The sequence below is a fragment of the Trinickia dabaoshanensis genome (assembly GCF_002879885.1).
Lineage (GTDB): Bacteria > Pseudomonadota > Gammaproteobacteria > Burkholderiales > Burkholderiaceae > Trinickia > Trinickia dabaoshanensis.
In genome coordinates this window covers 187,483-206,519 of the sequence record NZ_PNYA01000001.1, presented here as the reverse complement: position 1 = coordinate 206,519, position 19,037 = coordinate 187,483, and the positions used below count along the sequence as shown (strand labels likewise).

17 protein-coding genes are annotated in these 19,037 nt (G+C 64.9%); 7 read left to right on the top strand and 10 right to left on the bottom strand.

The annotated features are described in order from the left end of the window. Positions 1-343 precede the first annotated feature (343 nt). Both C0Z18_RS00895 and C0Z18_RS00890 read right to left on the bottom strand, forming a co-directional pair. Entirely contained in the window at positions 344-1,945 is a 1,602-nt protein-coding gene (locus C0Z18_RS00895; protein WP_102643476.1) for a DEAD/DEAH box helicase, read from the bottom strand. A gap of 428 nt (positions 1,946-2,373) precedes the next feature. Then, positions 2,374-2,685: an acyl-CoA-binding protein gene (locus tag C0Z18_RS00890; RefSeq protein ID WP_408646956.1), complete on the bottom strand. Its 312-nt coding sequence runs from the start codon at positions 2,683-2,685 to the stop codon at positions 2,374-2,376. Positions 2,686-2,784: 99 nt separating this feature from the next. Between C0Z18_RS00890 and tsaB the strand changes: the two genes are divergently transcribed. Genes tsaB through C0Z18_RS00870 form a run of 4 tightly spaced genes read left to right on the top strand, consistent with a single transcriptional unit; the run spans position 2,785 to position 5,859 of the window. Then, positions 2,785-3,549 (top strand): tRNA (adenosine(37)-N6)-threonylcarbamoyltransferase complex dimerization subunit type 1 TsaB, encoded by a 765-nt coding sequence (gene tsaB / locus C0Z18_RS00885; RefSeq protein WP_102643475.1) that lies wholly within the window; start codon positions 2,785-2,787, stop codon positions 3,547-3,549. Next, the gene (gene rimI, locus C0Z18_RS00880; RefSeq protein WP_102643474.1) at positions 3,546-4,028 is read left to right on the top strand and encodes a ribosomal protein S18-alanine N-acetyltransferase; all 483 of its coding nucleotides are present in this window, start codon (positions 3,546-3,548) and stop codon (positions 4,026-4,028) included. Before tsaB ends, rimI begins: the two co-directional genes overlap by 4 nt. Next, positions 4,028-4,873 (top strand): uracil-DNA glycosylase, encoded by an 846-nt coding sequence (locus C0Z18_RS00875; RefSeq protein ID WP_102643473.1) that lies wholly within the window; start codon positions 4,028-4,030, stop codon positions 4,871-4,873. The genes rimI and C0Z18_RS00875 overlap by 1 nt, the downstream gene beginning before the upstream one ends. Beyond that, positions 4,870-5,859, top strand: a complete 990-nt coding sequence (locus C0Z18_RS00870; protein WP_102643472.1) for a DUF1853 family protein — start codon at positions 4,870-4,872, stop codon at positions 5,857-5,859. Before C0Z18_RS00875 ends, C0Z18_RS00870 begins: the two co-directional genes overlap by 4 nt. A gap of 25 nt (positions 5,860-5,884) precedes the next feature. Here C0Z18_RS00870 and thiD read toward each other — a convergent pair whose 3' ends face one another. Then, on the bottom strand, positions 5,885-6,694 hold the full coding sequence (gene thiD, locus C0Z18_RS00865; protein WP_102643471.1) for a bifunctional hydroxymethylpyrimidine kinase/phosphomethylpyrimidine kinase: 810 nt from the start codon (positions 6,692-6,694) through the stop codon (positions 5,885-5,887). A gap of 30 nt (positions 6,695-6,724) precedes the next feature. Then, positions 6,725-8,032: a lysophospholipid transporter LplT gene (lplT, locus tag C0Z18_RS00860; protein ID WP_102643470.1), complete on the bottom strand. Its 1,308-nt coding sequence runs from the start codon at positions 8,030-8,032 to the stop codon at positions 6,725-6,727. A gap of 219 nt (positions 8,033-8,251) precedes the next feature. On the opposite strand from lplT, the gene alr reads away from it, so the two are divergent. Further along, positions 8,252-9,322 (top strand): alanine racemase, encoded by a 1,071-nt coding sequence (alr, locus tag C0Z18_RS00855; RefSeq protein ID WP_102643676.1) that lies wholly within the window; start codon positions 8,252-8,254, stop codon positions 9,320-9,322. A 10-nt stretch (positions 9,323-9,332) separates the two neighbouring features. Further along, positions 9,333-10,709: a DNA repair protein RadA gene (gene radA, locus C0Z18_RS00850; protein ID WP_102643469.1), complete on the top strand. Its 1,377-nt coding sequence runs from the start codon at positions 9,333-9,335 to the stop codon at positions 10,707-10,709. Between the two features lie 19 nt (positions 10,710-10,728). Here radA and C0Z18_RS00845 read toward each other — a convergent pair whose 3' ends face one another. Then, positions 10,729-11,841 carry a CaiB/BaiF CoA transferase family protein gene (locus C0Z18_RS00845; protein WP_102643468.1) on the bottom strand — a complete coding sequence of 371 codons (1,113 nt, stop codon included), beginning with the start codon at positions 11,839-11,841 and terminating at the stop codon, positions 10,729-10,731. A 76-nt stretch (positions 11,842-11,917) separates the two neighbouring features. After that, positions 11,918-13,870, bottom strand: a complete 1,953-nt coding sequence (locus tag C0Z18_RS00840) for an ATP-binding cassette domain-containing protein (RefSeq protein ID WP_102643467.1) — start codon at positions 13,868-13,870, stop codon at positions 11,918-11,920. A gap of 114 nt (positions 13,871-13,984) precedes the next feature. Here C0Z18_RS00840 and C0Z18_RS00835 point away from each other — a divergent pair, with 114 nt between their 5' ends. Continuing rightward, positions 13,985-14,464: a glutathione peroxidase gene (locus tag C0Z18_RS00835; protein ID WP_102643466.1), complete on the top strand. Its 480-nt coding sequence runs from the start codon at positions 13,985-13,987 to the stop codon at positions 14,462-14,464. A gap of 45 nt (positions 14,465-14,509) precedes the next feature. Here C0Z18_RS00835 and cls read toward each other — a convergent pair whose 3' ends face one another. From cls to dapE, 4 genes are all read right to left on the bottom strand, one after another. Then, positions 14,510-15,961 carry a cardiolipin synthase gene (gene cls / locus C0Z18_RS00830; RefSeq protein ID WP_102643675.1) on the bottom strand — a complete coding sequence of 484 codons (1,452 nt, stop codon included), beginning with the start codon at positions 15,959-15,961 and terminating at the stop codon, positions 14,510-14,512. 107 nt (positions 15,962-16,068) lie between these two features. Continuing rightward, positions 16,069-16,746, bottom strand: coding sequence for a lysoplasmalogenase (locus tag C0Z18_RS00825; RefSeq protein WP_233216817.1), 678 nt, complete (start codon positions 16,744-16,746; stop codon positions 16,069-16,071). Between the two features lie 125 nt (positions 16,747-16,871). Further along, positions 16,872-17,759: a 50S ribosomal protein L3 N(5)-glutamine methyltransferase gene (gene prmB, locus C0Z18_RS00820; protein WP_102643674.1), complete on the bottom strand. Its 888-nt coding sequence runs from the start codon at positions 17,757-17,759 to the stop codon at positions 16,872-16,874. A gap of 32 nt (positions 17,760-17,791) precedes the next feature. Next, on the bottom strand, positions 17,792-18,931 hold the full coding sequence (gene dapE, locus C0Z18_RS00815) for a succinyl-diaminopimelate desuccinylase (protein ID WP_102643464.1): 1,140 nt from the start codon (positions 18,929-18,931) through the stop codon (positions 17,792-17,794). Positions 18,932-19,037 lie beyond the last annotated feature (106 nt).

Below are 19,037 nucleotides of genomic sequence, written 5' to 3'. Positions count from 1 at the left end.
CGTGATCTCGCTTGTCGCAACCGTTTTGGTCGCGAACTCTTATATAAGAGTCTAGGCAATTCGAAGCCCTCGGAATAGGGCCATTCAAACGTTTTTTAGATGTATTTTGTGTTTCAAAATCAAATATTTATGATTTTCATCTCACGATGAGAAATGGCATTTCCCATGTTGCAACGCCTCCCGTTGTGCCACGCAACACAGATTTTTACGACGCAAAAAAACTTTTCGTATCGTGAAAAAGGGGCGGAAACGCGACGTACCGCCCGGTGAGTCGTTTGATTTGGACGAAAAAAAACCGGTGCGAGCACCGGTTTTTCACACTGACGCGATGGCGCCTAGCGGATTACTGCCCGCTGCTACGACGTGCGCCGCTGCGTTGACCGTCTGGGCGGCGGCCTTGGCCGTCGCGAGCGCCGTAGCCCTCGCGCGAACCGAAACCGTCACGCGAGCCGTACCCACGCGATCCGTTCGAGCCGTTCGAGCTGCGTCCGGCGTAGCCGTTGCCGCCACGGCTATCGCCGTTGCTGCGCGGAGCGCCGGTGCCGCCGCCCGAGCCAAAGCGCCGGCCGCCGTTGCTGTTGCCGCCCGGACGGCCGCGGCCGTTACCCGTGCGTGCCGGCGGTGCCTTACGCGGCTCGTAGCCTTCGACGACGTTGACCGGCAGCGGCGAGCGAACGAAACGCTCGATGCGCTTGAGCGCGCCTTGTTCGGCGTGATGCACGAGGCTCACGGCGATGCCGGAACGGCCCGCGCGGCCCGTGCGGCCGATACGGTGCACGTAGTCTTCCGCGAACTTCGGCAAGTCGTAGTTGAAGACGTGCGTGATGCCCGGGATGTCGATGCCGCGCGCCGCGACGTCGGTCGCGACGAGCACACGCACGCGACGCTCGCGCAGAGCGCGAATCGTACGGTTACGCGCGCCTTGGGGCAGGTCGCCGTGCAGCGCGGCCGACGAGAAGCCGGCATCGGCGAGACGGCCGGCCAATTGGTCGGCATCGCTCTTCGTGGCCGTGAAAACGATCGCTTGATCGAGCGCCGAGTCGCGCAACAGGTGATCGAGCAGGCGATCCTTGTGATCGCGGTCGTCGACGTAATGGACGGTCTGAGCGATGTTCGTGCGCGATTCCAGGCGCTGCACGATTTCGATGCGCTCGGGATCTTTCAACAGCCGGTTCGTGAGCGAGCCGATCTTGCCGTCGAGCGTGGCCGAGAACAGCATCGTTTGGCGCGAGGCGGGCGTGGCGGCGACGATCGTTTCGATATCGTCGATGAAGCCCATGTCGAGCATCCGATCGGCTTCGTCGAGCACGAGCATTTGCAATTCCGACAGGTCGATACGGCCACGCTCGAGGTGATCGAGCAGGCGGCCCGGCGTGGCCACGAGGATTTCAGGGTTCTTCGCGAGCAACATCAATTGCTGGCCGTATGCCACGCCGCCCAGGATGCTGACCGTGCGCAGACGGCGCAGATGCTTGCCGTACGTCGAAGCGGCGGTCGTGACCTGCATGGCGAGTTCGCGCGTCGGCGTCAGCACGAGCAGACCGGGACGGGCAACGGGCGGGCCGCGGCGCTGACGGCGATCGCCACCGGCGTCGCGCGGTTGGGCGGCTTGCGTCTTTTGCACTTGGGCGAATCGTTCGATGGCCGGCAGCATGAAGGCTGCCGTTTTGCCCGAGCCCGTGGGGCTCGAGACGAGCAGGTCGCGACCGGCGATAGCGGCGGGAATCGCACGCTGCTGGACCGGGGTGGGAGCTGCGTAGCCCGCGGCCGTCAGCGCCGAAACGATTTCGGGCGACAGGCCGAGCGAGGCGAAGGTGGGGCCCGACGGCGCCGCGGCCGTTTCGTCCACGGGGGCTGCTGCATCGGTAGCGGCGGCCTCGGCGGGAAGGCCGAGAGCGAGATCGGCAATGGCGTTTAGCGGGCTGGAATCGAAGCTCGAAGTCATGAGAATCCTAAGAAGACGGCAAATAAGGCGTCGGCGCCAATCGGCATCACCCAAGTCGTCGGATTCAGCATGCACGGGCGCACGCGAGCAAATCGAAAAACGGGGGCAGCTCGCAAATCGGTGCGAGCTTTTCGTTAGAAGCTGTATCGGATACGGGACGCCTTTATGGCCTCGCCGTCAGCCTGGTATGAGACGGCCTGTGAGGGCCTAGGCGGAAGGGGACAGGTTCTAAACTAGATTGGAGCAAAACGCTACGGTGCGCCGCACGCGCCAAAATCTAGCCGGCAGGTGAAACGCAGACCGCATTATAAGGGTTTTTGCTGCAGCGCGCCACCCTCTATATGCGTCACCCCATATACGCATGGCGGCCGCGGCCCGTCGCACGCCGGAGCGGGACGAGCCGGGCGGTGCCGCCCGGGGCGCTGGGTTCAGCTCGCCGTGCCGTTTTTCAGCGACTCGACGAGTTCCACGTATTGCTGCTTCGCGACCTCTTGCGCGGTGCCCTTGAGCGCGGCCCACGCATCGTATTTGTACTTGCCGACGATATCGGCGAACCCGGGCTTATCGCCGTGGACGTCGCCTTCCGTGGCTTGCTTGAACAAGGCGTAAAGACGCAGCAGCGTCATGTTGCCCGGCTTTTCGGGCAGGGCTTTTACGTCTACTTGGGCTTGCTCGAACTGCGCATCGACGGTGCTCACGATCCATTTCTCCAGTGCGACGATATCAAGGCTGCCGATCATAACAAGCGTTCGCGCCCGAAAGCTCGAGCGATGCTTCCAAACGCAACGGACCCACGCTAGGCGGCGGATTCGCGCATGACCCGCATTACAATAGCGCCCATGACATCAACTGTGCTGCTTGCTCTAGATACATCGACCGAATATTGCTCGGTCGCCTTGCTTTGCGCCGAGGCGTCGCAAGCCGCCTCCAACCCCGCGGCTGCGCGCGTTTGGACGCGCCACGAAATGACCGGCGCCGTGTCCAGTGCTCGCGTGCTGCCTGCCGTGCGCGAACTCTTCGACGAAGCGGGCCTTTCCATCGGGCAATGCAACGCAGTGGCGTTCGGATCGGGCCCGGGCTCGTTCACGGGCTTGCGCACTGCCACCGGCGTGGCGCAAGGGCTCGCCTTCGGACTCCAAGTGCCCGTCGTGCCGGTCAGTACGCTGCTCGTATGCGCCGAGCACGCGCGGCGGCGCGATCCGTCGATCGAGCACGTGCTGGCCGTGCTCGATGCGCGCATGGACGAAGTCTATTGGGCCGAATACGCATGGGACGGCGCGAGCGGCGAATGGCAAACGCTCTCGCCGCCCGCCCTCGGAGCGCCCGAAGCGTTGGTCGCTCCGCCGGCGCCGTTCGCGCTCGCCGGCAACGCCGCCGACGCATTCGGCGAGCGCCTCGATGTGGCGGGGCTGGCGCGCAGCGTCGATCGCGCAGCGCTGCCGCACGCGGAACCCCTGGCGTGGGCGGCACTGCGCGCGTATCGAGCGGGACGTACCGTCGCGCCCGAGCACGCGGCGCCCGAATACGTGCGCGACAAAGTCGCCCAAACGAGTGCCGAACGGCTGGCCGAACGCGCCGCGCGAGGTGCGCGGGAGGCGCAATGAGCGGGGTGCTGTTGACCGAACGCTACTTGTCGCCCATGACGGAAGCCGATCTCGACGAGGTCGCGGCCGTCGAGCGCGAAGCCTACGAGTTCCCCTGGTCACGCGGGAATTTCGAAGATTCTCTGCGTAACGGCTATTTCGGGATATGCATGCGTCACTTGACCGGCGTGCTCGTCGGCTATTGCGTGCTGATGCCCGTGGTCGACGAAATGCATTTGCTCAATCTATGCGTCGCGCCGAGGGCGCAAGGCTCGGGGGCGGGTCTCGCCTTGTTGCGCGAGGCCGTGCGCATCACGCAGGGCAAGGGGTTGAGCGGGCTGCTGCTCGAGGTGCGGCCGTCCAATCTGCGCGCCCTGCGTTTGTACGAGCGTTTCGGATTCGCGACGATCGGCCGGCGCAAGAACTACTACCCGGCGCGGCGTCATGGCCGCGAGGACGCGCTCGTCATGCGCTATACGTTTGCGAAGGAGGGCGACTGATGCCGCTCGATCAAGCCGCGCTCGAGACCCTCGGTCTCGGGACGATGTGGGTGCGGCGCGGGGCGCCCGGCGGCCAAGCGCTCGCCGAGGACGAACCCGCGCTAGATGAGCCGAGCGTAATGGCGCTTGACGCCGAACGCTCGGCGGCGCGCGCGCAAGTTGCCGAAGTTGCCGAAGTTGCGGAGGTCGCCGAGGTCGCGATAGCCGAACCCGTGCCACGCGAGCGCGAATTGCAGCAAGCGCCGGGCGGCGCCGGCGAGATCGCCACGCTCGATTGGGACGCTCTCGAGCAGCGCGTGTCGTCGTGCGAACGCTGCCGGCTCTGCGAGAAGCGCACGAACACGGTGTTCGGCGTCGGCGACCGCGCGGCCAATTGGATGTTGATCGGCGAGGGTCCCGGCGAAAACGAGGACAAGCAAGGCGAGCCCTTCGTCGGCCAGGCCGGCAAGCTGCTCGACAGCATGCTGCGCGCGGTGTCGCTCGCGCGTGGCGAGAACGTCTATATCGCCAACGTCGTCAAATGCAGGCCGCCCGGCAACCGCAATCCCGAGCCCGATGAAGTGGCGCGCTGCGAACCGTATTTGCAGCGGCAAGTGGCGCTCGTCAAACCGAAGCTCATCATTGCGCTGGGTCGCGTCGCCGCACAAAATCTGCTCAAGACCGATGCGAGCATTTCGTCGCTGCGCGGTCGCGTGCATCGCTACGAGGACGTGCCCGTCATCGTGACTTACCATCCGGCGTACTTGCTGCGCAGCTTACCGGACAAGGCCAAGGCATGGGTCGATTTGTGCCTTGCTCACGATACCTACCGGCAAGCGCTGGCCGAGGACGAGGCAACGTCATGAGCGCGCTCGAGCCGGCTGCCGAAAGTGCCGCCGCGCTCGATGCGCTGCAAGACGCGTTGTCCGATCCCACCGTTCGCGATCTGACTTGGCTGCTCGCGAGCAGCCCTTTGCTGCGGGCGTTTGCGCCTGTCGGCGAATTGGCGACCGTGTTCGAAACGCGGCAGCAAAGCGTTGCCGCGGTGGCTTGGCTGCGCGAACTCGATCGCGATCCGAGCGCGTTAAGGCAAGCGGTCACCGCTACGCGCATTGCCCGCCTCGGACGTTACGCCGAGTGTCTGCTGGGCTTTTTTCTCCAATATGGTCCGGCGGCGCGGCTCGTCGCCGCGAATGTCGCGCTGCGGCTCGCCGGCAGAACGATCGGCGAATGCGATTTCCTCGTGGAGAGTGCGAGCGGACGCAGGCTGCACTGGGAACTCGCCGTCAAATGCTATTTGCACGCAGGCGGCGATCGTGCCGAATTGGCCGATTACGTCGGCCCCAATTTGCAGGATCGATTCGATCTCAAACTCACGCATTTGCTCGGACATCAGTTGCCGCTCTCGGCGCGCGAGGAGTTCGCGGCACTCGGTCACATGGGGCCCTGGCATCCCCAGATGTTCGTCAAAGGCTGGTTGTTCTACCGCTGGAACGATGCGCCGCCGATCGCGCAAGCCGTCGATCCTTCGCATTGCCGGGGATTTTGGGCTTCGCGCGCCGAATGGCCGGCGCTCGGCGCAAGCCGCGCCGGCGCTCGCTGGGCCGTGCTGCCGCGCCTGGCGTGGCTCGCTCGTCGGCCGCCCGTCGCGCACGAGGACGCCGATGCCGCGGGTTTATCGACCGCCGATGCGCTGACCGAACGGCTGGCGCAGCAAACCGGGCCGATCATGATTGCCGCGTTCGAGCGCCAGCCGCCTGGTCTCGGTCATTGGCGCGAGACGGATCGGGGGTTCGTCGTACCGGACGAATGGCCCGAGCAGGCGTGGGCCTACGCGCGGGCCGTCGTGTAATTCGTACTCTGGCGGCGCTCCGCCGTCACCACCAACGATGAAAATGATGGAGCGGGCCGATACCGCTGCCGACTTGAAGCCGGGTGCTTTCGCGTAGCGCCTGGGCGAGATAGGCCTTCGCATCGGTGACGGCGCTGAGCCAGTCCTGCCGTTGCGGGCTGAGCGCCGCGATCGCGGCCGATAGCGTGCAGCCGGTGCCGTGCGTATCTTTCACGTCGATGCGCTCGCCGCCTAGGCGGTGATGGCCGGTTTCGTCGATGAGCCAATCGGGGCTTTGCGACCCGCCGAGATGTCCGCCTTTCATGAGGACAGCCCGCGCGCCCAGTGCGCGCAGGGCCTCGCCTTGTTGCCGCATGGCGGTTTCGTCGGCGGCCAGGGCGTCGGCGCCGACGAGCACCGCGGCTTCGTCAAGATTCGGCGTCACGAGCGCCGCGATCGGGATCAGCTCTTCGCGCAGGGCCGCCACCGCGTCGGCGCCGAGCAGCGGGTGACCGTTCTTCGACAAGATGACGGTGTCGAGCACGACGCGCTCCGGGGCATAGCGCCGCAACGCCGCCGCGACGGCGCGAACGATGCCGGCGTTCGCCAGCATGCCGATCTTGACGGCATCGATACGGATGTCCTCGAATACGGCGTCGAGCTGCGCCGAGACGAACGCGCCATCAGGAGCATGCACGGCGCGCACGCCGTGCGTGTTTTGCGCCGTCAACGCCGTGACGACGCTAGCGCCGTACACGCCGAGCGCCGAGAACGTCTTGAGGTCGGCTTGTATGCCGGCGCCGCCGCCGCTATCCGAGCCGGCGATCGTCAATACGTTGTGGACGAGGTGGGTCATGGCAGGCGGCCGCCGGTGCGGCCATGCGACTCAGTGTTTGACTTCGCCGATCAGCGCAACCGAATCGAACGCGCGCTGGTTCGCCTGATGGCGGCGCATGACAACCCACATCATGAGGCAGACGAACGTACCGAACAAGACGATGACGACCGAAACCGGCACGTCGAGCCACACGAGCACCGCATACAGGCACAGCATGACGAGCACCGACAGGTTCTCGTTGAAATTTTGCACCGCGATCGAGTGGCCCGCCGACAGCAACACGTGCCCGCGATGCTGCAACAGCGCATTCATCGGTACGACGAAAAAGCCGGACAGGGCGCCGACGAACATCAGGAATAGGTACGCGATGATCAAGTAGCCCGGCACGTGCAAGCGGCCGAAATAAAAGCCCCAATTGGCGGGAATCAGTTGCCGCGTATAGAACGCCATCGCCATCACGGCGAGGCCCATGATGATCCCGACCGGCAGAACCGTCAGCGATTTCTTTAGCGGCACGCGCGCCGCCGCCATGATCGCGCCGCCGGCCACTCCGACGGCGACGATTGCCTGCAAGATCGCGCCTTCCGACAGCGACATCCCGAGCGACACCTCGGCCCACTTCAGTACGATGAATTGCAGCGTGGCCCCGGCGCCCCAGAACAGGGTGGTGACGGCGAGCGAGATTTGGCCCAGCTTGTCGTGCCACAGCGCCAGGAAGCAATCGGCGAAATCGGTCACGAGTTTGATCGGCCCGTGTTGCTGCTTGGGATAGCGGGCACCCGTGTCCGGAATGCTCAGGTTGAAGACCGCGGCGGTGACGTAGATGCCCATGATGACGAGCATCGCGGCTTCGGCCGGCGTATGAACGAGGGGTATGTGATGCCTGAGCACGTGCGCGGCGATGTGCGGACTGATCAGCGCCCCTCCCAGCACCGTGCCGAGGATGATGGAGGCGACCGTGGTGCCTTCGATCCAGCCGTTCGCGGCGACGAGCCGCTCGGGCGGCAACAGCTCCGTGAGGATGCCGTATTTGGCCGGCGAATAGGCGGCCGCGCCGAAGCCGACGATACCGTAGGCCGCGAGCGGGTGCGCGCCGACCATCATGAAGAAGCAACCTACGATCTTGATCGTGTTGGTCACGAACATGACCCGGCCCTTGGGCCGCGAATCGGCGAAAGCGCCGACGAACGCGGCAAGGACGACGTACGACAGGACGAAGAACAGCTTGAGCAGCGGCGTCATCCAGTTCGGGGCATGGAGGTCTTTGAGCAGAGCAATGGCGGCAATCAGAAGGGCGCTATCGGCCAGCGACGAGAAAAACTGCGCGGCCATGATGGAGTAAAAACCTTTTTTCATCTGATGCGGTGCGGTCCTTTGCGGCGCGTCCTCCCCGGACGCGAGTGACGCGTTAGGACTTAGGCCGTTCGAAATGGGTTGTGCGCACGGCTTTATATCACGAAAATAGGTGGCTTCGGACGGCCGGCGCGCCGCCCGAGCGGCGCATTGCTATCCGCCTTGCGTCCGATTACGCGCCATCCCATCCTGATATGGCCTCGTGCCTCATACGAAAACGTCATGCCGCGCCCGCTTCTCGCCACCATCCACACCGCAGCTCTGGCCAACAATCTCGCTTGTGTCCGCCAGCGCGCCCCCAAATCCAAAGTGTGGGCCGTCGTCAAGGCCAACGCATATGGCCACGGACTCGCCCGGGCATTCCCCGGCTTGCGAGCGACCGACGGGTTCGGCTTGCTCGACCTCGAAGAGGCCGTCAAGCTGCGCGAGCTCGGTTGGGCCGGTCCCATTCTTCTGCTGGAAGGGTTCTTCCGTCCGACGGACATCGACGTCATCGACCGGTATAGCCTGACCACGACGGTGCACAGCGACGAACAGTTGCGCATGCTCGAAATGGCCCGCTTGTCCAAGCCGGTCAATATCCAGTTGAAGATGAACAGCGGCATGAACCGCCTAGGCTACACGCCGGAGAAGTTTCGTGCAGCCTGGGAGCGTGCGCGCGCGTGTCCTGGCGTCGGGCAAATCGTGCTCATGACCCATTTTTCGGATGCGGACGGGGAGCGTGGCATCGACTACCAGATCGACGCGTTCGAGCGCGGGGCGGAAGGCATCGCCGGCGCGCGCAGTTTGTCGAACTCCGCGGCTACGCTCTGGCATCCGCGCGCGCATTTCGACTGGGTGCGCCCGGGCATCATTCTGTATGGCGCATCGCCGTCCGGTGTGACGGCCTCTGTCGCAGACGTTGGGTTGCAGCCCGCCATGACGCTGGCATCCGAACTCATCGCCGTCCAAACCCTTGCAAAGGGACAGACCGTCGGGTACGGATCGATGTTCACGGCGCCGGCGCCGATGCGCATCGGCGTCGTGGCCTGCGGTTATGCGGACGGATACCTGCGATGCGCGCCGGAGGGCACGCCGATCATCGTCGATGGGGTGCGCACTCGTCTGGTCGGGCGGGTCTCGATGGATATGCTGACCGTCGACTTGACGCCTTGCCCTACGGCGAACGTCGGTTCGCGCGTCGAGCTTTGGGGCGCGCAGTTGCCGATCGACGACGTGGCGCGCGCCTGCGGCACGATCGGCTACGAGCTGATGTGCGCGGTCGCGCAGCGCGTGCCGGTTTTGGCCGAGTGAGGCACCGCGCGTGGCGAAACAAAAGACGGTTTATAGCTGTACGGAATGCGGCGGTCAGATGCCGAAGTGGCAAGGGCAGTGTCCTTCGTGCCACGCTTGGAATACGTTGGTCGAAGCCGCTGCGCCCAGCGCGGGCGCGCATCGCTTCCAGTCGCTCGCCAAGAGTGCGCCGGTGCAGCGGTTGGCCGACATCGAGGCGGCCGACGTCCCGCGTTTTTCGACGGGCATCGGCGAGTTCGACCGCGTGTTGGGCGGCGGTTTCGTTGCGGGCGGGGTGGTGCTGATCGGCGGCGATCCGGGTATCGGCAAGTCGACGCTGCTGTTGCAATCGCTGGCTTCACTGGCGCAAGAGCGCACGGCGCTTTACATCAGCGGGGAAGAGTCGGCGGCGCAGATCGGCCTGCGCGCTCAGCGCCTGGCCTTGGTCGAGCCAGGTTCGCATGCGGCCGATCTCAAGCTGCTCGCCGAAATTCAGCTCGAGAAGATCCAAGCCGCGATCGAGGCTGAACGGCCCGACGTTGCCGTCGTCGATTCGATCCAGACGATCTACTCCGACGCGCTGACCTCGGCGCCGGGTTCGGTCGCGCAGGTGCGCGAATGCGCGGCGCAACTGACGCGCATCGCCAAGCAATCGGGCACGACCATCGTCATGGTCGGGCATGTGACGAAGGAAGGGAGCTTGGCGGGCCCGCGCGTGCTCGAGCATATCGTCGATACCGTGCTCTATTTCGAGGGCGATACACATTCGTCGTTCCGGCTCGTGCGCGCGTTCAAGAACCGCTTCGGCGCCGTCAACGAACTCGGCGTATTCGCGATGACCGAGCGCGGGCTGAGGGGAGTCGCAAATCCGTCGGCGCTGTTCTTGTCGCAGCACGAACAGATCGTTCCCGGCTCGTGCGTGCTCGTCACGCAAGAGGGCTCGCGGCCGTTGCTCGTCGAGATCCAGGCGCTTGTCGATACGGCTCAGGTGCCCAATCCTCGGCGGCTGGCCGTCGGGCTCGAGCAGAACCGGCTTGCGATGCTACTGGCCGTGTTGCATCGGCACGCCGGGATCGGCTGTTTCGATCAAGACGTGTTCTTGAACGCCGTGGGCGGTGTGAAGATCGCCGAGCCGGCGGCGGATTTGGCCGTGCTGCTCGCCATTCATTCGTCGATGCGCAACAAGCCCTTGCCCAAGGGGTTGATCGTATTCGGCGAAGTGGGGCTCGCGGGCGAGATCAGGCCGTCGCCCCGGGGGCAGGAGCGGCTGAAAGAAGCCGCCAAGCTTGGGTTCACGGCCGCCTTGATCCCGAAGGCCAATGCGCCGAAACAGCCGATCGACGGGCTTCAGGTGCTCGCCGTCGATCGTATCGAGCAAGCGATCGACCGCATCAAGGAACTCGAATAACGAAGGGCGGGCGCCGCGCTCAAACGTCGTCGCGGGGCCGGCTCGATGGTGCCGGATGGGCCGGCGGCACCGCCGGCGCGCGCTTGTCCGGTTCCGTTTGAAACAGCACGTGCTCGCGGGCCTCATCGACGGTGAGCACCGGCGCTACGCAGCAATCGCGGGGTTCGAGTAACTCGATCCATGTTTTGAGGCGATGAGTGGCGATGTGCTCGGCCATCTCTTGGGCCAGCGCGACGGCATCGGGACCGCCAATGACCTGGCCCAGGCTCCAGTGCCGCGCGGCCCAGTCCGGGCGGCCCAACGCCCCGCACAACCGTTCCCAGAACTTCAACTCGAGCGCGCCTACCGCGAGCCAGCGGCCGTCGGCCGTTTGGTAGACGTTGTAGCAGGGCACGCCGCCGTTGAGCAGCCCATTGCCCGCGCGCAGTGCGTCGCGACCGGCCGGCGCGCCGCGATCGGCGTTTTCGAGCGTCGCCCGCGCCACGATGTTGCTCGCGTGGATCGAATGCGTCATCGAGATGTCGATGAAGGCACCCTCCGAGCTGCGCGAGACTTGCCACAGCGCGGCGAGGATGCGGGTGACCGCGGGCAGCGCGCCCCCGAGCAAATCGGCGATTTGGATGTTGGGGACGACCGGCTTGCCGTCCGGCGCGGCGATTTGATCGAGGACCCCGGCGTAAGCCAGATAATTCAGGTCATGCCCGGGCCGCTGCGAGAATGGGCCGCTCGAGCCGTAACCCGTGATCGCGCAATAGACGAGCTTCGGGTTGACCTTGACGAGGCTCCGGTAGTCGAGCCCGAGCTTTTCCATGACGCCGGGGCGAAAGCTCTCGACTAGAACGTGCGATTCGCGCACGAGCGCGCGCAAGACGGTGCGGCCCGTCTCGGACTTTAGATCGAGCCGCGTTTCGCGCTTGCCGCGATTGACGAGACGATAAAAGCTGCTCGGCACGCCGCTCGCGCGATCGGCCGGCGCTTGCATCATCGCGCGCGCGCCATCGCCGGCGCCGGGCTCCTCGATCTTGAGCACGTCGGCACCGAGTTCCGCGAGCCGCAACGTCGCGAGCGGGCCCGGCAGCAAACGCGAGAGATCGAGTACGCGCAAGCCTTGCAGCGGAGCGTCGGTCGTCAACGTACACCTCCAGTCGATCCGTCACGGCTCGGCCCTTGCGCGAAAGGGCCGCGAGCACCGCTTCGCGCGGCGCACCCTAGCCGATCTGTTCGAGTTCCTCTTGCGCATCGAGCCATTCGGCTTCTAGCGCTTCGAGACGCGCGTGGACTTCGGCCTGCCGCTTGAGTGCATCGGTCAGCTTGGTCTTCATGGCCGGTTCGTAGCTCGCCGAGTCGGCGACGAACGCATCGAGCGTCGCCTTCTCGGCGTTCAAGGCATCCATCTCCTTTTCGAGTTTGGCGATGCGCGTTTGCAGCGGCTTTTTGAGCTGAGAAAGCTTTTGGCGAACTTCCGCTTCCTGGCGCCGTTGGTCCTTGCGATTGCCGGCCGGCGCCTCGCTGTCGCGTGCGGCGTCTCCAGGCGCTGCCGCTTGGCTTGCCGCCTTGGCCGCGGCGCGCGTTTCGGCGGCATGCTGCAGCAGCCAGTCGCGATAGTCGTCGAGGTCGCCGTCGAAAGGCTGCAGGCGATGCTTGGCGACGAGCATGAATTGATCGGTGCTCGCGCGCAGCAAGTGGCGATCGTGCGAGACGAGAATCAGCGTGCCTTCGAATTGCGCCAGCGCCATCGTTAGCGCGTGCCGCGTTTCGAGATCCAAGTGGTTCGTCGGTTCGTCGAGCAGCAGCAGATTCGGCTTTTGCCAAATGATCAACGCAAGCGCGAGCCGCGCTTTTTCGCCACCCGAGAACGGGCCGATCGGCGAACTCGCCATGTCGCCCGAGAAATTGAAGCCGCCGAGGAAGTCGCGCAATTCCTGCTCGCGCGTGTCCGGCGCGATGCGGGCGAGATGGGCGAGCGGCGAATCGTCGGGCCGCAAGGTTTCGAGCTGATGCTGGGCGAAATAGCCGATGACGAGGCCGCGCCCCGCCCGCATGGTGCCTCCGAGCGGCTCGAGGGTGCCGGCGAGCGTCTTGACGAGCGTCGACTTGCCCTGGCCGTTGGCCCCCAGTAGGCCGATACGTTGGCCGTTTTGCACGGACAGCGTGACGCCGTCGAGAATCGGAATCTCAACGCCCGCGTCGGTCCGGTAGCCGCAGCGCACGTCTTCCATGACGAGCATCGGGTTCGGCGCGGCGTCGGGCGTGCGGAACTCGAACGTGAACGGCGAGGCCGCGTGCGCGGGGGCGATGCGCTCCATTTTTTCGAGCGCTTTCATCCGGCTCTGGGCTTGACGCGCCTTGGTCGCCTTGGCCTTGAAGCGATCGATGAAGCTCTGCAGATGGGCAATCGTCTTTTGCTGCTTTTCGAAGGCGTTTTGCTGAAGCGCCAACTGCTGCGCGCGCAAAATTTCGAACTGCGAGTAATTGCCCCCGTAGCGTTTTACCTGGCGATTTTCGAGGTGCAGCGTGACGTTGCAGACCGCATCGAGAAATTCGCGGTCGTGCGAGATGATTACGAGCGTGCCGGGATAGCGTCCGAGCCAGTCTTCGAGCCAGACGATCGCGTCGAGATCCAAGTGGTTCGTCGGCTCGTCGAGCAGCAGCAGATCGGAGCGGCACATGAGCGCTTGCGCCAGATTGAGCCGCATGCGCCAGCCGCCCGAGAAGCTTGCCACCTGTTCGCGCGTTTGCGCGAGTGTGAAACCTAGGCCCAGCAATAGCGCCTCGGCGCGGGCCGGGGCCGTGTAGCCGTCGGCATCGGCGAAGGCCGCGTGTGCGTGCGCAAGCGCTTCGCCGTCGTGGCTGGCCTCCGCCTGCGCAATCTGGGCCTCGATCTCGCGCAGCGCCGCATCGCCGTCGAGCGTGTACTCGAGGGCGGTTTTCTCCGCGGCGGGCGTTTCCTGGGCGACGTGGGCGATGCGCCACGACGGCGGCAGCGAGAAGTCGCCGGCGTCCGGATGCAACTCGCCGCGCAGCACGGAAAAGAGGGTGGACTTGCCGGCCCCGTTGGCGCCGACGAGACCGGCCTTTTCGCCCGGGTTCAGCGTGAACGTGGTGGCGTCGAAGAGCGGCTTGACGCCGCGGGCGAGGCTGAATTGATTGAAACGGATCACGGGCGGGGCCGGCTGCACGAAAAGCGCTATTTTAGACGTTCGCGAGCACGGTCTGTGCCGGACATCGCGCGAAGCTTTCGCATAGACTTGCGGTTTTCCATTGGAGGCAACCCGGTGAGCACGGTTTACACGTTTTCCGCACGCACGCTAGGCGGCGAGGCGCTCGGCCTCGAGCGCTATCGCGGCAAGGTTCTGCTGATCGTCAACACGGCCAGCGAATGCGGGTTCACGCCGCAGTATGCCGGGTTGCAGCAGCTTCACGAACGGTTTGCCGCGCGCGGTTTCGAGGTGCTGGGCTTCCCTTGCAATCAGTTCGGCAAGCAGGAGCCCGGCGACGCGGCGCAGATCGGCAGCTTCTGCCAGAAGAATTTCGGCATCTCGTTCCCGATGTTCGAAAAGATCGACGTGAAGGGCCCCCACGCGCATCCGCTGTTTGCCTATCTGTCGGCGGAGCGACGGGGGATTCTCGGCACGAAGGCCGTCAAGTGGAACTTCACGAAGTTCCTGGTCGATCGCGACGGCAACGTCCTCAAACGCTACGCGCCGAAGACGCCTCCCGAGGCGATAGCGGCAGACATCGAACGGCTGCTTTGAGGCCTTCGAGCCTTTTCAGGCCAATGGCCGGTGGGGGCTAGCACTTCAAAGAATCGGGGAGAACAACCGCGCCACATGCATCACGATGCGTCGCAGCGCCGACGCGTTGCGGTACTCGTGGCGCTCGACTTCCCATGCCTCGCCGAAATCGCGCGCGAGCATAGCCTCCACCTCCGAGGCGAAGGCATGGTCGATCGTGAGCACCATGATCTCGAAGTTCAGGCGGAAGGAGCGGTTGTCGAGATTGGCACTGCCGATCGCGGCGGCCACGTCGTCGATCAACACCACCTTCTGGTGCAAGAACCCCGGCCGGTAGCGGAAGATTCGCACGCCGGCTCGGATAAGATCGTACGCATAGAGCTTCGAGGCTTCGAATACGACGTAGTGGTCGCGCCGGCTTGGGATCAAAATGCGTACGTCGACCCCGCGCATCACGGCGAGACGCAACGCCGATATGACCGCTTCGTCGGGCACCAAGTAGGGCGTGGTGATCCAAATCCGCGTTTGCGCCGCATTGATCGCCTCGACGAAAAACAGCGAACCCGTCTCGTCCTTGTCGGCCGGTCCCGGCGCCACGACGAGGCAATGCATGTCGGCGTCTTCGACGCGTTCGGGTTGCTCCGCTTGCGAAGGCTCGAGCCGCGGCAGGCTTTGCGTCGCCCAATGCCAATCCTCGATGAACACGAACTGCACGCTCGCCACCACGGGACCGCGCAACTCGATGTGCGTGTCGCGCCAGGGCGATAGGCGCGGATTACCGCCGAGATACTCGACGCCGACGTTATGACCGCCGACGAACGCGCGCTCCCCGTCGACCACGACGATTTTGCGGTGATTGCGGAAGTTCAACTGGAAACGGTTGACGAAGCGCCGATTGGTCGCGAACGGATGCATCTGTACGCCGCCCTCGCGAAGCGCCGAGATGTATCGTTGCGGCAAGTCGAAACTGCCGATGCTGTCGTACAGGAAGCAGATCCGCACGCCTTGCGCCGCTTTCGCCAGCAGCAAGGCTTTGAGCCGCTCGCCGAGTTCGTCGTCGCGGACGATGAAAAACTGGATCAAGACATAGTGGCGCGCGTGCACGATCGCATCGAGGATCGCGGCGAAGGTTGCTTCGCCGTTCACGAGCGTGCGCACGTGGTTGCCGGGCAGGAACGGCATGCCCGAAAGGCGCGTCAGGGCGCGCACGACGGAATGGCCGAGCGCATCGGCCGGACGCCCCATGGACGAAGCGCTGGTATCCCAGGCGCTCGGATGCGCGCGCGTGCGCAGCAATTCGCTTTCGATGCGGCGCTTGTCGACATAGCCCGAAAATTTGCTGCGCCCCAAAAACAAATACGGGATGAGGGTGACGTAGGGGACGGCCACGAGCGACACGGCCCAGGCGATGGCGCCTTGCGATGTGCGCGTATTCAAGATGGCATGCCCGGCGGCGATCACGCCCAAGGCGTGCGCGGCGAAAATCAGGCTGCCTAGAGAAAGCCAGTCGAATTGCATGAGCGGTTGATGAGGCGTGCGTCCGATGCGGATGCGCGGCGCGCGGGGCACGCCGTCCGCCAGCATCTTACCTAAGGGCCGGATTGGGCGGCAGGGGGTATCCGGAATCAATCGGGGGTATTGGCCGTGGGAAACCCGTCCGGGCGTTCAGGGGCCTCGAAGAGGAGGATGCCGGCTGTCAGCGAAAGCTGCGCGGCGGCATAGGAAAACCAGATCGCATAATCGCTGCCCTGGAAGGGGCTCAGGAAGCGATCGATGCCGATCATGGCATCGGAGGCGACGAACGCGAGCGCGCCCAGCGATAGCGCGATCCCGCCGGGCTTCGCCAGTAGCGCCAAACTCGCCATCGCGCACAACGCCAGCATATAGATGGCGACGGCGACCGCGAGCGGGCCCAGATGCGGGAAGAAGACGGCATACATCGCGGCGGCGCATGCGCCTAGCAACGGGACGGCCGCTCTCCGCCAGAAAGGCACGCCCCGCCACAGTCCGGCCGGCCCGAAAGCGCGCGGCGCGAGCAGCGCGCAGTATGCCAAGTGCGCGACTAGAAACGCGCCGAGTCCGCCCATGAACGAAAACGCGAGCTGCGGCAGTGCGAGTAAAGCATCGCCGGCCGCCGAGGCGGCCAGCGCCGCCATCAAGCGAACCCGTTCGCCGGGCGGCTCATGGCGCGCGCACGCCAGAAACAGCAGGGCGCACATCAGCACCTTGGCCGCGGCTTGATCGGGATAGGGCGCGCCTCGCAGCGATACGCCGTATGCCAGCGCGGCGCCGGCCGCGACCATCCAAAGCCGCCGGGTTTGCGACGCGGCACTTTCCAGCGGCGCGCCGCGGCTTGAAAGTGCCGCGTCTTCTTTGCTTTCCTCGTTGGGCCCGGCGGGCGTCGATTCGGGCACGGACATGGGCTCGATCAGACCGCCGGCAGATCGCTGGCTTGAATGAGGAATACGGTATCGTCGCCGGCGCTGGTCGAGAGCCAGACCAGATCGAGCCCGCCGAAGGCCGCCTCGACGTTGGGCCGCTCGTTGCCGATTTCGACGACGAGCAGACCATCCTCGGTCAACCAGTTGCGCGCTTCTTTGATGATGCGGCGCACGACGTCCATGCCGTCCTCGCCGCCGGCGAGCGCAAGCTCGGGCTCGTGGCGATACTCATCCGGCAGCGCGTCCATCGAGCTGCTGTTCACATACGGCGGATTGGCGATGATGACGTCGTAGCGCCGCTCGGGCAGCGGCGCGAACAAGTCTCCCTCGAAAAGCGCGATGCGATCGTCGAGCGCGTAATCGGCGACGTTGATGTGCGCGACTTCCAACGCATCGGCCGAAATATCGACAGCGTCGATGTCGGCGTTCGGAAATGCTTGCGCGGCCAGGATCGCCAGACAGCCGGAGCCCGTGCACAACTCGAGCACCGCGCTCACTTCGTCGGGATCGGCCACATAGGGCTGCAATCCGTCCTCGAGCAACTCGCCGATGAACGAACGCGGCACGATCACGCGCTCGTCGACGTAAAAGCGCAGCCCATGCATCCACGCTTCGCGCGTGATATAGGCGGCCGGAACGTGCCCCGTCGCCCGGCGCTCGATCACCTTCATGACGGCGTCGATTTCGTCGTCGAGCAAACGTGCATCCAAGAACGGATCGAGCGTATCGAGCGGCAGGTGCAGCGTATGCAGAACCAGGTAAGCGGCTTCGTCATAAGCGTTCGCGCTGCCGTGCCCGAACGCGAGCTGAGCTTGATTGAAGCGCGACACCGCATAACGCAGCAAGTCGCGAACGGTGCGAAACGGCGTGGTCATCGCGGCATCTCCTCGTGCTGTGCGGATTTCGGTCATGCGATCAGCGCCTCGAGCACGCGCCGGTAAATGTTTTTCAACGGATCGACGAACGCGAGTTCGATGTGTTCGTCGATCTTATGGATGCTGCCGTTCGGCGGCCCGAATTCGACCACTTGCTTGCAGATGCGCGCGATGAAGCGCCCATCGGAAGTGCCGCCGGTGGTCGAGAGCTCGGTGGATACGCCCGTTTCGTCCTTGATCGCTTGCGCGAGCGCGTCCGACAAATCGCCGCGGGGCGTGAGAAACGGCAACCCGCTGACGGTCCAGTCGAGTTCATACTCGAGCCCGTGCTTGTCGAGGATCGCATGCACGCGCTGTTGCAGGCCCTCGACCGTGCTGGCCGTCGAAAAACGGAAGTTGAACGACAGTTCCGCTCGCCCCGGAATGACGTTGCTCGCCCCCGTGCCGCTATGGAGATTAGACACTTGCCAGGTGGTGGGCGGGAAATATTCGTTGCCTTCGTCCCAATGCTGGGCCACGAGTTCGGCCAATGCCGGCGCCATCAGATGAATCGGATTGCGCGCGAGATGCGGGTAGGCGATATGGCCTTGCACGCCCTTGACGACGAGCTTGCCCGACATCGAGCCGCGCCGGCCGTTCTTGACCACGTCTCCGAGCGTATGCGTGGAGGTGGGTTCACCGACGATGCAGTAATCGAGCGTCTCGCCGCGCGCCTTCAAGGCTTCCACGACTTTGACCGTACCGTCGGTGGCGGGACCTTCCTCGTCGCTCGTAATGAGCAGCGCGAGCGAGCCGCGATGGTTCGGATGCGCGGCCACGAATTCCTCGCTCGCGACGATGAAGCCCGCGATCGAGGTTTTCATGTCGGCCGCGCCGCGGCCGTAGAGCTTGCCGTCGCGGTGCGTCGGCACGAACGGCGGCGAGGCCCATTGTTCCAACGGGCCCGTGGGCACGACGTCGGTATGGCCCGCGAACGCGAGCAGCTTGCCGCGTGCGCCGTCCGTGCCGCGCTTGACGGCCCACAAATTCGTCACGCCGTGCGACTCGATGGTTTCGCAGGTGAAGCCGGCTGCGTCGAGCCGCTCGATCAGCAGCTTTTGGCAGTGTTGATCGTCGGGCGTGACCGAGGCGCGGGCAATCAGTTCTTCGGTGAGGGCAAGGGTGCCGGACATGGGTTCAAAGGCCGATTCGTTCTTGATAAAAAAATGCCGGCGCTCAGACGCCGGCAGGCGATGCTCGTATTGTCTCGCGACCGGTAGGCGATGGCTAATCTACCGA

Coding starts and splice junctions, on each gene's coding strand:
- C0Z18_RS00895 (WP_102643476.1), bottom strand. CDS start 1,945: ATGACTTCGAGCTTCGATTCCAGCCCGCTAAACGCCATTGCCGATCTC.
- C0Z18_RS00890 (WP_408646956.1), bottom strand. CDS start 2,685: ATGATCGGCAGCCTTGATATCGTCGCACTGGAGAAATGGATCGTGAGC.
- tsaB (WP_102643475.1), top strand. CDS start 2,785: ATGACATCAACTGTGCTGCTTGCTCTAGATACATCGACCGAATATTGC.
- rimI (WP_102643474.1), top strand. CDS start 3,546: ATGAGCGGGGTGCTGTTGACCGAACGCTACTTGTCGCCCATGACGGAA.
- C0Z18_RS00875 (WP_102643473.1), top strand. CDS start 4,028: ATGCCGCTCGATCAAGCCGCGCTCGAGACCCTCGGTCTCGGGACGATG.
- C0Z18_RS00870 (WP_102643472.1), top strand. CDS start 4,870: ATGAGCGCGCTCGAGCCGGCTGCCGAAAGTGCCGCCGCGCTCGATGCG.
- thiD (WP_102643471.1), bottom strand. CDS start 6,694: ATGACCCACCTCGTCCACAACGTATTGACGATCGCCGGCTCGGATAGC.
- lplT (WP_102643470.1), bottom strand. CDS start 8,032: ATGAAAAAAGGTTTTTACTCCATCATGGCCGCGCAGTTTTTCTCGTCG.
- alr (WP_102643676.1), top strand. CDS start 8,252: ATGCCGCGCCCGCTTCTCGCCACCATCCACACCGCAGCTCTGGCCAAC.
- cls (WP_102643675.1), bottom strand. CDS start 15,961: ATGCAATTCGACTGGCTTTCTCTAGGCAGCCTGATTTTCGCCGCGCAC.
- C0Z18_RS00825 (WP_233216817.1), bottom strand. CDS start 16,746: ATGGTCGCGGCCGGCGCCGCGCTGGCATACGGCGTATCGCTGCGAGGC.
- prmB (WP_102643674.1), bottom strand. CDS start 17,759: ATGACCACGCCGTTTCGCACCGTTCGCGACTTGCTGCGTTATGCGGTG.
- dapE (WP_102643464.1), bottom strand. CDS start 18,931: ATGTCCGGCACCCTTGCCCTCACCGAAGAACTGATTGCCCGCGCCTCG.